This is a genomic window from Halomonas aestuarii (assembly GCF_001886615.1).
GTDB classification, from domain to species: domain Bacteria; phylum Pseudomonadota; class Gammaproteobacteria; order Pseudomonadales; family Halomonadaceae; genus Halomonas; species Halomonas aestuarii.
This window is the reverse complement of the sequence record NZ_CP018139.1, coordinates 1,567,808-1,580,257: the sequence shown is the minus strand read 5'-3', so window position 1 is coordinate 1,580,257 and position 12,450 is coordinate 1,567,808. Positions and strand designations below refer to the sequence as shown.

At 68.9% G+C, this 12,450-nt stretch carries 14 protein-coding genes; 7 read left to right on the top strand and 7 right to left on the bottom strand.

Features of this window, described 5'->3' with window-relative positions:
* Positions 1-5 precede the first annotated feature (5 nt).
* A complete protein-coding gene (locus tag BOX17_RS07240) occupies positions 6-749 on the top strand; it encodes a ribonucleoside-diphosphate reductase (protein WP_071943127.1) in 744 nt (247 codons plus the stop codon).
* 124 nt (positions 750-873) lie between these two features.
* Here BOX17_RS07240 and BOX17_RS07235 read toward each other — a convergent pair whose 3' ends face one another.
* The 4 genes from BOX17_RS07235 to ubiU form a co-directional block, all read right to left on the bottom strand.
* Entirely contained in the window at positions 874-1,461 is a 588-nt protein-coding gene (locus BOX17_RS07235; protein ID WP_071943125.1) for a DUF6448 family protein, read from the bottom strand.
* Positions 1,462-1,664: 203 nt separating this feature from the next.
* The gene (locus tag BOX17_RS07230) at positions 1,665-2,798 is read right to left on the bottom strand and encodes a helix-turn-helix domain-containing protein (protein WP_071943123.1); all 1,134 of its coding nucleotides are present in this window, start codon (positions 2,796-2,798) and stop codon (positions 1,665-1,667) included.
* 51 nt (positions 2,799-2,849) lie between these two features.
* On the bottom strand, positions 2,850-3,770 hold the full coding sequence (locus BOX17_RS07225; protein WP_071943121.1) for a U32 family peptidase: 921 nt from the start codon (positions 3,768-3,770) through the stop codon (positions 2,850-2,852).
* Between the two features lie 10 nt (positions 3,771-3,780).
* Entirely contained in the window at positions 3,781-4,776 is a 996-nt protein-coding gene (ubiU, locus tag BOX17_RS07220) for a ubiquinone anaerobic biosynthesis protein UbiU (RefSeq protein ID WP_071943119.1), read from the bottom strand.
* Positions 4,777-4,925: 149 nt separating this feature from the next.
* On the opposite strand from ubiU, the gene BOX17_RS07215 reads away from it, so the two are divergent.
* Positions 4,926-5,408: a globin gene (locus BOX17_RS07215; protein WP_071943117.1), complete on the top strand. Its 483-nt coding sequence runs from the start codon at positions 4,926-4,928 to the stop codon at positions 5,406-5,408.
* 5 nt (positions 5,409-5,413) lie between these two features.
* Here BOX17_RS07215 and BOX17_RS07210 read toward each other — a convergent pair whose 3' ends face one another.
* The 3 genes from BOX17_RS07210 to BOX17_RS07200 all read right to left on the bottom strand — a co-directional run bounded on the left by BOX17_RS07210 (position 5,414) and on the right by BOX17_RS07200 (position 8,305).
* Positions 5,414-6,586 (bottom strand): globin domain-containing protein, encoded by a 1,173-nt coding sequence (locus BOX17_RS07210; protein ID WP_071943114.1) that lies wholly within the window; start codon positions 6,584-6,586, stop codon positions 5,414-5,416.
* 129 nt (positions 6,587-6,715) lie between these two features.
* Positions 6,716-7,945: a cytochrome D1 domain-containing protein gene (locus BOX17_RS07205; protein WP_279626240.1), complete on the bottom strand. Its 1,230-nt coding sequence runs from the start codon at positions 7,943-7,945 to the stop codon at positions 6,716-6,718.
* Between the two features lie 9 nt (positions 7,946-7,954).
* The gene (locus tag BOX17_RS07200; RefSeq protein ID WP_071943110.1) at positions 7,955-8,305 is read right to left on the bottom strand and encodes a c-type cytochrome; all 351 of its coding nucleotides are present in this window, start codon (positions 8,303-8,305) and stop codon (positions 7,955-7,957) included.
* A 343-nt stretch (positions 8,306-8,648) separates the two neighbouring features.
* On the opposite strand from BOX17_RS07200, the gene BOX17_RS07195 reads away from it, so the two are divergent.
* The 5 genes from BOX17_RS07195 to ahbB (BOX17_RS07175) all read left to right on the top strand — a co-directional run bounded on the left by BOX17_RS07195 (position 8,649) and on the right by ahbB (BOX17_RS07175) (position 12,449).
* Positions 8,649-10,379, top strand: coding sequence for a cytochrome D1 domain-containing protein (locus BOX17_RS07195; RefSeq protein ID WP_425268706.1), 1,731 nt, complete (start codon positions 8,649-8,651; stop codon positions 10,377-10,379).
* Positions 10,380-10,446: 67 nt separating this feature from the next.
* Positions 10,447-10,947 (top strand): Lrp/AsnC family transcriptional regulator, encoded by a 501-nt coding sequence (locus BOX17_RS07190; protein WP_071943108.1) that lies wholly within the window; start codon positions 10,447-10,449, stop codon positions 10,945-10,947.
* Positions 10,944-11,477, top strand: coding sequence for a siroheme decarboxylase subunit beta (gene ahbB / locus BOX17_RS07185; protein WP_071943106.1), 534 nt, complete (start codon positions 10,944-10,946; stop codon positions 11,475-11,477). Before BOX17_RS07190 ends, ahbB (BOX17_RS07185) begins: the two co-directional genes overlap by 4 nt.
* A complete protein-coding gene (locus BOX17_RS07180; protein WP_071943104.1) occupies positions 11,474-11,932 on the top strand; it encodes an Lrp/AsnC family transcriptional regulator in 459 nt (152 codons plus the stop codon). Before ahbB (BOX17_RS07185) ends, BOX17_RS07180 begins: the two co-directional genes overlap by 4 nt.
* Positions 11,907-12,449 carry a siroheme decarboxylase subunit beta gene (ahbB, locus tag BOX17_RS07175; protein WP_071943101.1) on the top strand — a complete coding sequence of 181 codons (543 nt, stop codon included), beginning with the start codon at positions 11,907-11,909 and terminating at the stop codon, positions 12,447-12,449. The genes BOX17_RS07180 and ahbB (BOX17_RS07175) overlap by 26 nt, the downstream gene beginning before the upstream one ends.
* Position 12,450 lies beyond the last annotated feature (1 nt).

Below are 12,450 nucleotides of genomic sequence, written 5' to 3'. Positions count from 1 at the left end.
CGCTGATGGCCGTCGAGATCAATTCCAAGATCGTTTCCTATAGCGTCAAGAAGGCGGTGGAAGAGCCGCCGCTGCCCGAGGAGAACCCGCTCACGGTGCGCATTCCCTCGCGCCCCGAGGGCACCCTGGAGGCCGTGTCGGAGAAGATCTCCTACGTCGGGGCCGAGGGCCGCAAGAAGGTCTACCTGCTGGTCTCCTTCATGCCCGTGGAAGGCGTGCTCAACGGCAAGCGGGTGGTGATCGAGCGTCCAGTGGAGTTCTTCTTCCCCTCGGGCCAGCTCTCCAGCGAGCACCAGTGGATCACCGCGACCATGCGCAGCCTGTCGCTGGCCGCCCGGGGCGGCTACGTCACCCAGGCGGTCGCCGACCTGCGCAAGGTGGCCTGGGACAAGGGCCTGGTACGCTGCGGCATGAACCGCTGGGGCAAGCCGATGTTCCATGACTCCGAGGTGGCGGCCATCGCCTGGTCGATCCAGCAGATCCTCTTTCGCCGCGGTTTCCTGGACCAGGACGGCAACCAGGTGCCGGTGGAGGAGCTGGTCACCCGCTATGCCCAGCGCCTGGCGAACGGCCATCCCTGGCACCCGCCCACGGCGGAGGAGATCGAGCAGGCCGAGCGCAAGGCTCAGGACCAGAGCGGCGGCGGCCCCTCCGTGGTCGGCCACTGCCCCGAGTGCAACGGCGAGCTGATCATGATGGACGGCTGCCCCACCTGCTACTCCGGGTGCGGCTGGTCCAAGTGCGGCTGACAGCGGCGCGATGGATGGTGCACCGCTGACCGTCAGCCGTTAGAACGCAACGCCCCGGGTCACGAGAGTGGCCCGGGGCGTTATTGCTCCATGCGTTGTTGCGGGATGAGTAGTGGCTCAATGCTCAGTGGGCACTGGCAAGACCCGCGACCACGTTGTGCACCTCCTCGAGGTAGTGCACATAGTCCACGTAATGAGCGACGAACTCCCGGCCCAGCTCGGTGCTTTCGTCGGCCCGCTGCCTTGCCGCGAGGGTAGCCTCGAAGCGCGAGCGGGCCTGCTGTTCGAACTGCTCGACCACCCGCGCCAGGAAGGCATCGATCTCACCCTCTTCCAGCGCGCGATCGGCCGCCCGAACGGCTGGGTCAATGGCTCCTGCCGGCTTGATCCCGGTGAAGGGGGCGCCTTCCGAGGCACGGTGAATCTCCACCAGAGTGGCAAAGAACTGCTGATCGGCCAGTTCCCGGGCGTCGTCGCCGAGCTCCCGGTCCTCCAGTGTCTTGTCGAAGGTCTCTGCCAGGGCGGCTTCGTCCGAGGCCGGCACCCATTTCAGTATCGGTGTGATATCGCCCGAGTCGAGGGCCTTCTGCGCTTCCGTGATCAACGGGCCGTCCATGGCGTCGCAGTGGGCGAGCGCCGGCGTCGCCAGTGATAGGGCAAGGGCGGAGGCGGTGATGATGGCCAGCAGGTGCTTGCGAAGGGACAGTGTCATGACGTCATGCTCCAGAGTCGTGGATGAGTCAGCCGATCTGCATGTCGACTGTATTTCCATGGTAGGGAGCCGCGCCGCACGGGTCGTTCGATCACGCATAGTCGAACTCAGGAAAAAACCTTTCTTATCAGCCTGTTGAAGGTTCTATCGTGGGATTCGCAATATCGAACGCCGAGGGGGAAGGTTGATGGCCGGTCGTGGTGTCAGTGGCGGGCGCGATAAGCGCTGGGGGTCATGCCGGTGGCCCTCTTGAAGGCCGTGTTGAACACCGACTTGGAGTTGAAGCCCGAATCGTACATCACCTGCAGAATGGTGGCGCTGGCATCGGCCTCCTGCAGTCGCTGGCGAGCCTCGGCGATGCGGTAGTCGCTGACGAATTCGAAGAAGCTCTTCTCGAGCCCCCGATTGATGGTGCGTGACAGTTCTCGTGCAGGCACACCGAGCTGGCGTGCCAGCTGTGCCACGGAAAGGTTGGCATCCAGGTAGGGCTTGGCCTCGGTCATGTGGGTCGCGAGGCGACGCAGAAGCTCATCATCCACGTCTTCCTCTGGTGCGTCCGGGTCGCCGTCGCTCTGGGCGAGGCGTGCTTCCTCGGCGCTCAGCCCCGAGAAGATGATGGGCTGGCGCAGGGCGTGAATGATCAGATAGTTGATGAACAGGAAGCCGGTCACGGCACCGATGGCGGAGACCCACTGGGCGCTGGCATTGCTCTTGAAGACATGCGCGGCGAGGCAGTAGAGCAGGCTGAGGGTCCAGACGAAGGCGTAGCCGATCAGTAGCGTGCGTAGCCAGGCCAGCTGCTTGTTCTCCGGGTTCGAGAAGAGCTGGCGCACCGTGGTGCCGAAGCGGCCGAGGGCGCGAATGGTGGCCCAGAGGTAGCCCAGGAACACCAGGTGGATGGCCGCGGCCAGCAGGGGAGAGGTCAGCACGCCCGGATGGTCACGGCTCATCAGTATCTGGAGCTTCACCTCGCCGGGCTGCAGGTAGTACTCCACCAGGAAGATGGCCGAGACCACCCAGAACAGCAGGGTATGGATGGCGTGTCCGGGGACGAGGCGGAACTCCCGGTACATGAGTGACTGGGCATAGAGATAGAGCAGGCCCGCCTGGAGCAGGCCCACCAGGGTACCCAGATAGGCCAGGTTCGGGTGCCGCAGGGCGACTCCGGTGGAATAGAGGAAGACCTCGCCGAGGCCGGCCGCGAAGGCGAGGAGGCTGGCCGCCAGCAGGCGGTTGCTGACCTGTCGAAAGGTCTCGGGCAGCAGCAGGAAGGCGGCCAGGGCCAAGGACTGCAGGATGCTGGTGGCCAGCAGGATATCGGCAAGCGTCAGATACATGGCAGAGCCCCGTCTTCAGCCTGCGGATTCAGTGGCGCAGGACCGGCCCGGTCATGACGCGGGCATTCCACGAGTGTTGTCCATGCCGGGCCGGCCGTGCCAGTAGCCGTCGCAGAGTTCGGCCTCCACCAGCGCCAGCGGGTCGGGGGCGGGCAGCGCGCCGCGCCGGGCCGCATCGAAGGCGGTGACCACCTCGGCCATGCCCACGGGGCGTGGGCTCAGTCGGGCGATCCCGACGCCCATCTCGGCCATGCCCGGGATCTCGTGGCGCAGGTCCTGGCAGGCGCCGGAGAGGGTCTGGATGCCGTTCAGGGTGAACACCTGCCGGGACTCCTGGGAGCGCAGGGCGAGACCTTCTGGATGCTTCTGGCAGACGAACCGGCAGCGGTCCTTGGGCTTCTGATAGCGCCGCGCGGTGAAGCATCGGGACGACCAGGCCAGCGGCAGGTGGCCATAGGCGAACACCTCGCAGAGGGCGTCGAGACCTTGGTCACGGCAGTCTGCCAGCAGCCGGGCCAAGTCGTCCTTTGACATCTCCACCGGCGCCTGCCAGCGCTGCATGCCGGCTCGGGCCAGCACGGCGAGGGAGGCCGGGTTGTAGAGGTTGAGTGCGGCGCCGGCCACGAACGGCAGGCCTGCCGCCGAGAGGCGCTGCACCGCGCTCTGGTCGTTGGCCTCGACCATGAACTCGCCGTTGTCGCACAGCTTGCGCAGGTCGCGCAGGTCGGCCTCGGACTCGATCAGGGTCTGGCTGGCGAGCACCACCTGCTTGCCGCTCTGGGCCAGCTCGCGGCCGATACCCATCCAGTCGTCGAGCTTCATGTCGCGTCGCCGCGAGCAGACCGTCTCGCCCAGGTGGACGATCTCCACGGGCCAGTCGGCGGCTTCGCGGTAGAAATCGGCGTAACGCTCGCGGGTCCAGTAGAAGAGCACCGGGCCCAGGGACAGCTGGAGCGTGGGGATGGCGTACATGGGCTCTCTCCTATTTCCAGCGGCGCTCATAGGCGCCCAGGGTGGTGGTGTGGCCCTCGGAGACCTCGCCGAGGCCGGCCATCCAGGCGGGATCGGCATGGAAGCGCCCGGGAGCGGACGCCAGGCGATCCAGGGCCTGGCGCCAGATGCCGGCGACCTTCGACACGTAGGCCGGGCTGCGCTGGCGCCCCTCGATCTTCACCGCGCTGATGCCGAGCTCGGCGAGTTCCGGCAGCAGCTCCAGGGTGTTGAGGCTGGTGGGCTCCTCGATGGCGTGGTAGGTCTCGCCCTCGACCTCGAAGCGCCCCTTGCACAGCGTGGGGTAGCCGGCATTCTCGCCTTCGCCGTAGCGGTCGATCAGCACGCCGTTGAGGCGTGACTCCAGGCCCTGCGGGGTCTCCTCCCAGCGCACGTGGGCCGCCGGGGAGCAGACGCCACGGGTGTTGGGCGATTCGCCGGTGAGGTAGGAGGAGAGGTAGCAGCGTCCCTCGGCCATGATGCACAGGCTGCCGAAGGCGAAGACCTCGAGCTCCACCGGGCTCTGTCCGGCCAGGTCGCGGACCTGGGTGATGGAGAGCACGCGGGGCAGCACGGCGCGCCTGATGCCGAACTGCTCGTGGTAGAAGCGCAGCGCCTCATGGCTGGTGGCCGAGCCCTGCACCGAGAGATGGCGGGCGAGCGCCGGATGGCGGCGGGCGGCGTAGTCGAGCAGGCCCATGTCGGCCATGATCAGGGCGTCGACGCCCAGCTCGGCGGCCTGGTCCACGGCGCGGGTCCACATCGCCCAGCCGTCGGGCTGCGGGTAGGTGTTGATGGCGCAGAACACCCGCCTGCCGCGGGCGTGGGCGTAGTCGATGCCCTCCCGGGCGCGCCTGTCGGTGAAGTTGAGGCCGGCGAACTGGCGTGCGTTGGTGGAGTTCTGGAAGCCGAAGTAGACGGCATCGGCCCCCTCGTCCACGGCACGCTTCAGGGCGGGCAGGTTGCCGGCGGGGCAGACGAGCTCCATGGCGAGTCTCCTCTCGGTGAAAACCCGACCATGCTAGTCGACTATTCGCGCCCCTCCCTTGATGCATGTCATGCGGGGTCGAGACAGCGCGGCCGGCCGTGTGCGCCTGGCCTAGGCTTCAGCGACACGGGCCATCCCGCGGGGGTCGCATGGACATCGAGCCGCTCTTCAATGCCAGCTTCGCGCGGGTGCTCGGCCATGAGGTCGAGGGGCGAGGCTTCTTCGAGGCCTTCTACGATCGCTTCCTCGCCGCCTCGCCAGAGGTCGCCGAGAAGTTCCGCCACACCGACATGGCGCGCCAGCAGGCGATGCTCAAGAAGGCCTTCTACCACCTGCTGGCCTTCTACGGCTCGAGCAACGCCGACTACTACCTGGACCTGGTGGCGATCAGCCATAGCCGCACCCACCTCGACATCCGCCCCGGGCTCTATGCGCTGTGGCTCGATGCGCTGGTCGCGACGGCGCGTCGCTTCGACGACCGCTTCGACGATGACGTCGAACTGGCCTGGCGGCTGGTGATGACGCCCGGCATCGTCTACGTCACCTTCTACTACGACCGGGTGGCCGGCCCGCCCGGGCCGCGTGTCCCGGACGCCTCCACGACGCCCGAGGCCGGCGATGACGGGACCTGAGATGATCAGGCCGCGTCGAGGGGGCGCGACGGCCCGAAGTGCTCGTAGTGGCGCCGCTCGGCCGGCACCCCCAGCGTGGTCAGGGCCCGGTCGATGGCCGTCATGAAGCCCTGGGGACCGACGAAGTAGCAGCGGGGTTCGCCCTCGGGCAGGTAGCGGGCCAGCAGGTCGCGGTCGACCCGCCCGATATGAACGGCGTCGTCGCCACGCTCGTGGACGCTCACGGCCCTCAGCCGCTGCGGGTGCTCGGCGGCCAGCGCCGCCACCTCGTCGCGGAAGGCATGATGCTCGGCGTCCAGGGCGGCGTGCAGGTAGACCACTCGCCGCCCCTGGGCCAGCGCCTGACGGGCGATCGGCAGCATGGGAGTCTGGCCGACGCCGCCGCTGGCCAGCAGCAGCGGCTCCTCGCCCTCCACCAGGGTCAGGTCGCCGGCCGGCGGCAGCAGTTCCAGGGTGTCGCCCACCGTCATGGCATCGTGCAGGTGTCGGCTGGCGATGCCGTGGGGCTCGCGCTTGACCGAGATCCGATAGCTCTCGCCGTTGGGCAGCGTCGAGAGGCTGAAGTGACGGTAGACCGGCTCGCCGTCGACGACCAGGCGCACGCCGATGTACTGGCCCGGCACGAAGTCGGCCACCGCCTCGCCGTCCTCGGGCGCGAGCACGAACGAGCGGATCACCACGCTCTCCTGGCGGGTGTCGGCGATGCGAAAGCGGCGCGTGCCGCGCCAGCCGCCGGGGCGCCGCTCGAACTCCCGGTAGCGATGGTCCTCCAGCTCGATCAGCAGGCCGGCGAGCTCCTCGTAGAGGCCGCTCCAGGCCGCGGCGATCTCCGGCGTCACCGCCTCGCCCAGCACCTCGGCGATGGCGGCCATCAGGCATTCGCCGACGATCGGATACTGGTCGGGACGGATATCCAGGGAGACGTGCTTGCCGACCACGGTGGCGAGGGTGTCGCGCGCCTTGTGCGGCTCCCGGCGCAGCTGGACATAGGCCAGCACCGCGCCGGCCAGCGCTCGGGGCTGACCGCCGCTGGCCTGGTGGGCCTGGTTGAACAGCGGCTTCACCTCGGGGTAGCGGTCGAACATCAGCGGGTAGAAGCAGCGGGTGATGGCGTCGAGGTGCTCGGCGACGAGCGGGGCGGTGGCCTCGATCAGGCGTTCCTGGTCTGGCGTCAGCATGGCAGGGCTCCGTGGACAGGGGGGTGTCTTTAAAGGTGCAAGTAAAATACCCCTTTGATGGCGCCGCCGACACCACCGCCGCTGACGCAAAATGTCGCAGGACCAGCGGCCCGCGCTCGCCTAGAGGAGCTAGAGCCCGATGCGATGGGCCCGGTCGGTGAAGAAGATGCCGCTGGGCGATTCGCTGTCGAGTTCCGCCAGCACCTCGAAGGTGCGGGTGTCGTAGACGGTGATCCGGTCGCTGTCCCGGGCCGAGACCCAGGCATGCTCCCCCTTGGGCGTGAATTCCATGTGCAGCACCGCCTCGCCCGGGGAGAGGGTGCGGATGACCTCCCGGGTCTCGGTATCGATCACCTGCACCACGTCGTTGTCGGGGTGGGCGAAGTTGACCCACACCTGGCGCTCGTCCGGGCGGCTCATCACGAAGACCGGCTGGCCGTGGACGGGGATGCGCCCCACCAGCGACCAGTCGTCGGTGTCGGCGACCAGCACCTCGTGTCGGCCCACCGCCGGCAGCCAGGCCTCGTCGCCGGCCATCGCCCAGCCCTCCAGGTGCGGCATCTTGTACACCGGCAGGCGCGCCTCGCCACGACCGTAGTCGGGCAGGATGCGCGTGACGCCCGCCTCCGGATGCCACAGGTCCAGCAGCGCCAGGCCGTCCTCGCCGAACAGCCCGGCGATGTAGTAGCGCCCGTCGGGGCCGATCAAGGCGTCGTAGGGCGAGTCGCCGATGTCGGGGAAGCGCGTCACCTCGGGCGTCTCGCCGTTCATGTCGATCATCCGTATCTCGCCCGCCTCGAACAGGCTGAAGACGAAGCGGTTCTGCGGCGCGTCCACCAGCCCCACCACCTTGGAGCGCACGGTCTCGCCGTGCTCGTCCCGGTAGGTGGCTGGAATGTCGGCCACCGGCGCGAGGGTCGCGCTGTCGAAGATCCGCACCCCGCCCGGTTCATAGTTGGCCACCGCCACCAGCGAGCCGTCCTGGGAGATGGCGCCGCCGATGCTGTTGCCGGACTGCATCACCCGGTGGGTGATCTCGCCGGTGAGCAGGTCGACCCGGGTGAGCCCCCCGTCGCGGCCGAAGACCAAGGCGTAGCGGGCGTCGCGGGAGAATTTCACCGAGGCATGGGACAGGTCGCCGAGCCCCTCGACGCGCTCGAGGATCCGGCGCTCGCTGGTGTCCACCACCGCCAGGCTGCCGGTGGCGCGCTCGACCACCACGCCGAGGTCGCCGGTGCCGTGCAGCGCGTCGGAGGGGGTGGCCTGGCAGCCGGCCAGCAGGGCGAGCAGCGAGACGGCGGCGAGAGACCGGCGAAGCGGCGGGAGATACCGGGTCTTGCCCATTCCTTGTGGGGTCATCGAGAAGGCTCACTCATCCAGGGGGTTGTCGTTCTGCAGCTGATCGGCGAGCCAGCGGGCATCCCGCTCGCTGAGCAGGCCCGCCCAGCCGGGCATGGCGGTGCCGGGAACGCCGCTGAGGATCAGCGCGGCCAGGCCGTCGCGGCTATAGGCGTTCATGCGCGACTCGGGCAGCGCCGGACCCAGCCCGCCGCGCAGGGTCATGCCGTGGCAGGAGCCGCAGTCCTGGTAGAGCAGGGTCTCGAGCTCGGCCTGTCGCGCCGGCGAAGGTTCCGCGTCGGCGAGGGCCTCGTCGGCGAGTGCCGCAACCGGCAGCCAGCAGAGGGCCAGCAGCAGGGAGTGGGGGGCGGGCAGTGGCATGGCGTCTCCTCCGGGCGGGGCTGGCCCCAGTCTCGTGGCAGGTGCTCCGTCGAGCCATGACGCGGGTCAAGGCGTCGCCCTGCCGGTCCCATCAAACATGATCCTCCCGGGCCCGCAACGCCCCTTTGGAGGTAGGCCCGGGCGCCGTTGACGCAGGTCAACCTTGCCGGGGAAAGCGGGCCGGGATCCATTAAAGATGCATGAATTATGCGCGTTATTGGGCCACGCTCAGGCCCAGGAAGGTCATCGATCGGCCGGTTCGATGCCGGTGGCCGTCCGTCGAACAACGATAACGCCATGGCCTGGCGACAGCGCATCCGAGGATCATGACAGAGGTGGAACGATGATGAAGAAACACTGGTATCTCAAGCCCCTGGCGGTGGCGGTGACCACCGTCGCCCTGGGGATCAGTGCGGCCCAGGCCCAGGATGGCCACAAGGATGTCGATAAGTCCAAGGCGGCCTACCAGGGCGCCGAGTCGGCCGTGGATCCCGGCTCCGCCAAGGTCGTGCGCACCCCCGGTGCCCCCGACCTGACCGAGGCGGAGTTCGAGAAGGCCAAGCAGATCTACTTCCAGCGCTGCGCGGGCTGCCACGGCGTGCTGCGCAAGGGGGCCACCGGCAAGCCGCTGACCACCGACATCACCCAGGAGCGGGGGCTCGAGTACCTCAAGGCCTTCATCACCTACGGCTCCGCGGCCGGCATGCCCAACTGGGGCACCTCCGGCGACCTCACCGCACAGGAGGTCGAGCTGATGGCCAAGTACGTCATGCACGAGCCGCCGGTGCCGCCGGAGTTCGGCATGCCGCAGATGCAGGAGGCCTGGGAGGTGAAGGTGGCCCCGGAGGACCGCCCCACCGAGCAGATGAACGACCTGGACCTCGAGAACCTCTTCTCGGTCACCCTGCGCGACGCCGGCCAGGTGGCCCTGATCGACGGGGGCACCAAGGAGATCGTCAAGGTCCTCGACACCGGCTACGCGGTGCACATCTCGCGCCTCTCCGCCTCCGGCCGCTACCTCTTCGTCATCGGTCGCGATGCCAAGGTCGACATGGTCGACCTGTGGATGGAGGAGCCGGGGATCGTCGCCACCATCAAGGTCGGCATGGAGGCCCGCTCCGTCGAGACCTCCAAGTACGAGGGCTACGAGGACAAGTATGCCATCGCCGGCGCCTACTGGCCGCCCCAGTACGTGATCATGGACGGCGAGACCCTGGAGCCGCTGAAGATCGTCAGCACCCGGGGGATGACCGTGGACACCCAGGAGTACCACCCCGAGCCCCGGGTCGCGGCCATCGTGGCCTCTCACCAGCACCCCGAGTTCATCGTCAACGTCAAGGAGACCGGCAAGGTCCAGCTGGTCAACTACGAGGACCTCGATGCCCTCTCCACCGTGGAGATCGACACCTCCCGCTTCCTCCACGACGGCGGCTGGGACGCCTCGGGTCGCTACTTCATGACCGCGGCCAACGAGTCCAACCAGATCGTGGTCATCGACGCCCAGGAACGTGAGCTCGAGGCCATCGTCGACGTGGGCAAGATTCCCCACCCGGGTCGCGGCGCCAACTTCGTCGACCCCGAGTTCGGGCCGGTGTGGGCCACCAGCCACCTGGGCGACCCCACCATCCAGCTGATCGGCACCGACCCGGAAGGCCACCCCGACAGCGCCTGGAAGGTGGTGCGCACCCTCGACGGCCAGGGCGGCGGCTCGCTGTTCATCAAGACCCACCCCGAGTCCGACAACCTCTACGTCGACACCGCCCTCAACCCGGGCGAGGCGATCAGCCAGAGCGTGGCGGTCTTCGATGTCAATGACCTGGAGGCCGGCTACGAGGTGCTGCCCATCGCCGATTGGGCGGACGTGGGCGAGGGGCCCAAGCGCGTCGTGCAGCCCGAGTACAACGAGGCCGGCGACGAGGTGTGGTTCTCGGTGTGGAACACCGCCGACAAGACCTCCGCGCTGGTGGTCGTGGACGACGAGACCCGCGAGCTGAAGAAGGTGATCAAGGACGAGCGCCTGGTCACCCCGACCGGCAAGTTCAACGTCCTCAACACCCAGCACGACATCTACTGAGCGGGAAGCGGCGGCGGGCCCTGCGGGGTCCGCCCGCCGTCCCCCGACCCAAGAGTGAGCTGTGCCGATGCATTGCCGACCCCAGCATGACCAGGTTCAAGCGCTCGATGCGCTGGACCGTCGCCTGATCGACGCCTACCAGCGCGGCCTGCCGGTCTGTACCCGACCCTTCGCGCGGATCGCCGAGCGCCTGGGTGCCGTCGAGGACGAGGTGATCGCGCGCCTTGGGCGCCTGCAGGCGCTGGGCGTGCTGAGCCGCGTGGGACCGGTCTTCGACCACGCCCGAGCCGGCGCCAGCCTGCTCGCCGCCGTGGCCGTGCCCGAGGTCGAGCGCGATGCCTTCGCAGAACTCATCAACGCCGCCCCCGGCGTTAACCACAACTACGCGAGGGAGCACGACTACAACCTGTGGTTCGTGATGACCGCCCCGGACGAGGCGAGCCTGGCGGCGCGGCTCGACCACCTGGAGCGCCAGCTGGGGCGGCCGATCCTGCGCCTTCCCATGCTGGAGGGCTTCCATATCGACCTGTCGTTTCCCATTCCCTGGGCCGAACTGGAGCGCGCATGAGCACCGCGACCCCGATATCCCCCGAGGCCGCCCGCCCGTCCGGCGAGCCGGAGGCCCACCGCCGGCTGCGCGCCCTGCTGGAGCGGGGCCTGCCGCTGACGCCCCGCCCCTGGCAGGCCCTGGCCGATCAGGCCGGCCTCGCCGAGGAGGAGGTGATGGCCTGCGTGCGTCGCTGGCAGGCCGAGGGGCTGATCAAGCGCCTCGGGCTGGTGGTCCGCCACCGTCGCCTCGGCCTCCAGGCCAACGCCATGGTGGTCTGGGACGTGCCGGACGAGCGCGTGGCCCTGGTGGGGCGGCGCCTGGCCCGGGAGGCCGCCGTGACGCTCTGCTACCGGCGCCCCCGCCGGCTGCCCGACTGGCCCTACAACCTCTTCTGCATGATCCACGGCGCCCGCCGCGAGCGCGTGCTCGCGACGCTCGAGTCGACCATCGCGCGTCTCGGCCTGGACGACATCCCGCACCGGGTGCTGTTCAGCACCCACGCCTATCGCCAGTGCGGCGGCCGGTATGTCCGGGAGCCCGACGCATGAGCCTGGCCGAGCTGGACGCCCTGGATCGTCGCCTGATCAATCGGCTGCAGGAGGGGCTGCCGCTCTCGCCCCGGCCCTTTGCCGCGGTGGCCGGGGAGCTGGGCGTCGCCGAGGACGCGCTGCTCGAGCGCCTCGCGCGCCTGCGGGCGTCCGGCGTGCTCAGCCGCTTCGGTCCCATGTACCACGCCGAGCGCCTGGGCGGTGGCCTGACCCTGGCGGCCCTGGCGGTGCCGGAGGCCGACTTCGAGCGGGTCAGCGAGGCGGTCAACGCCTTCCCCGAGGTGGCCCACAACTATCGCCGCGAGCACACGCTGAACATGTGGTTCGTGCTGGCCACCGAGACTCCCTCGCGGATCGCCGAGGTGATCGAGGCCATCGAGGCGGCCACCGGCCTGCCGGTCTACAACATGCCCAAGGAGGAGGAGTTCCATGTCCGTCTCCACCTGCCGGTCTAGGGAGGCCCCAGTCCGCGATGACCAGGGTCTCGACGCCCACGACCGCGCCATCGTGCTGGCCACCCAGGCCGGCCTGCCGCTGGTCCCCGACCCCTGGGGGGAGGTGGGCCAGCGGGTAGGCATGAGCGGCGAGGAGGTGCTCGAGCGCATGCGGGCGATGCACGAGCGCGGGGTGATCCGGCGCATCGCCGCGGTGCCCAACCACTATCGGCTGGGCTACGTGGCCAACGGCATGACCGTGTGGGACGTCGACGACGCCGAGATCGACCGGCTGGGCCGGGAGGTCGCCGCCATCGAGGGCGTCAGCCACTGCTACCGCCGACCGCGGCACCTTCCCCACTGGCCCTACAACCTCTTCGCCATGCTCCACGGGCGAAGTCGGGAGGAGGTCGAGCGCCAGGCCGCGGTGCTGCGCGAGCGCCTGGGCGAGGCCTGTCGTGACCACCGCATCCTCTACAGCTCGCGCATCCTCAAGAAGACCGGGCTGCGCCTGTCGCGCCGCGCCCCGCAAGAGTAAC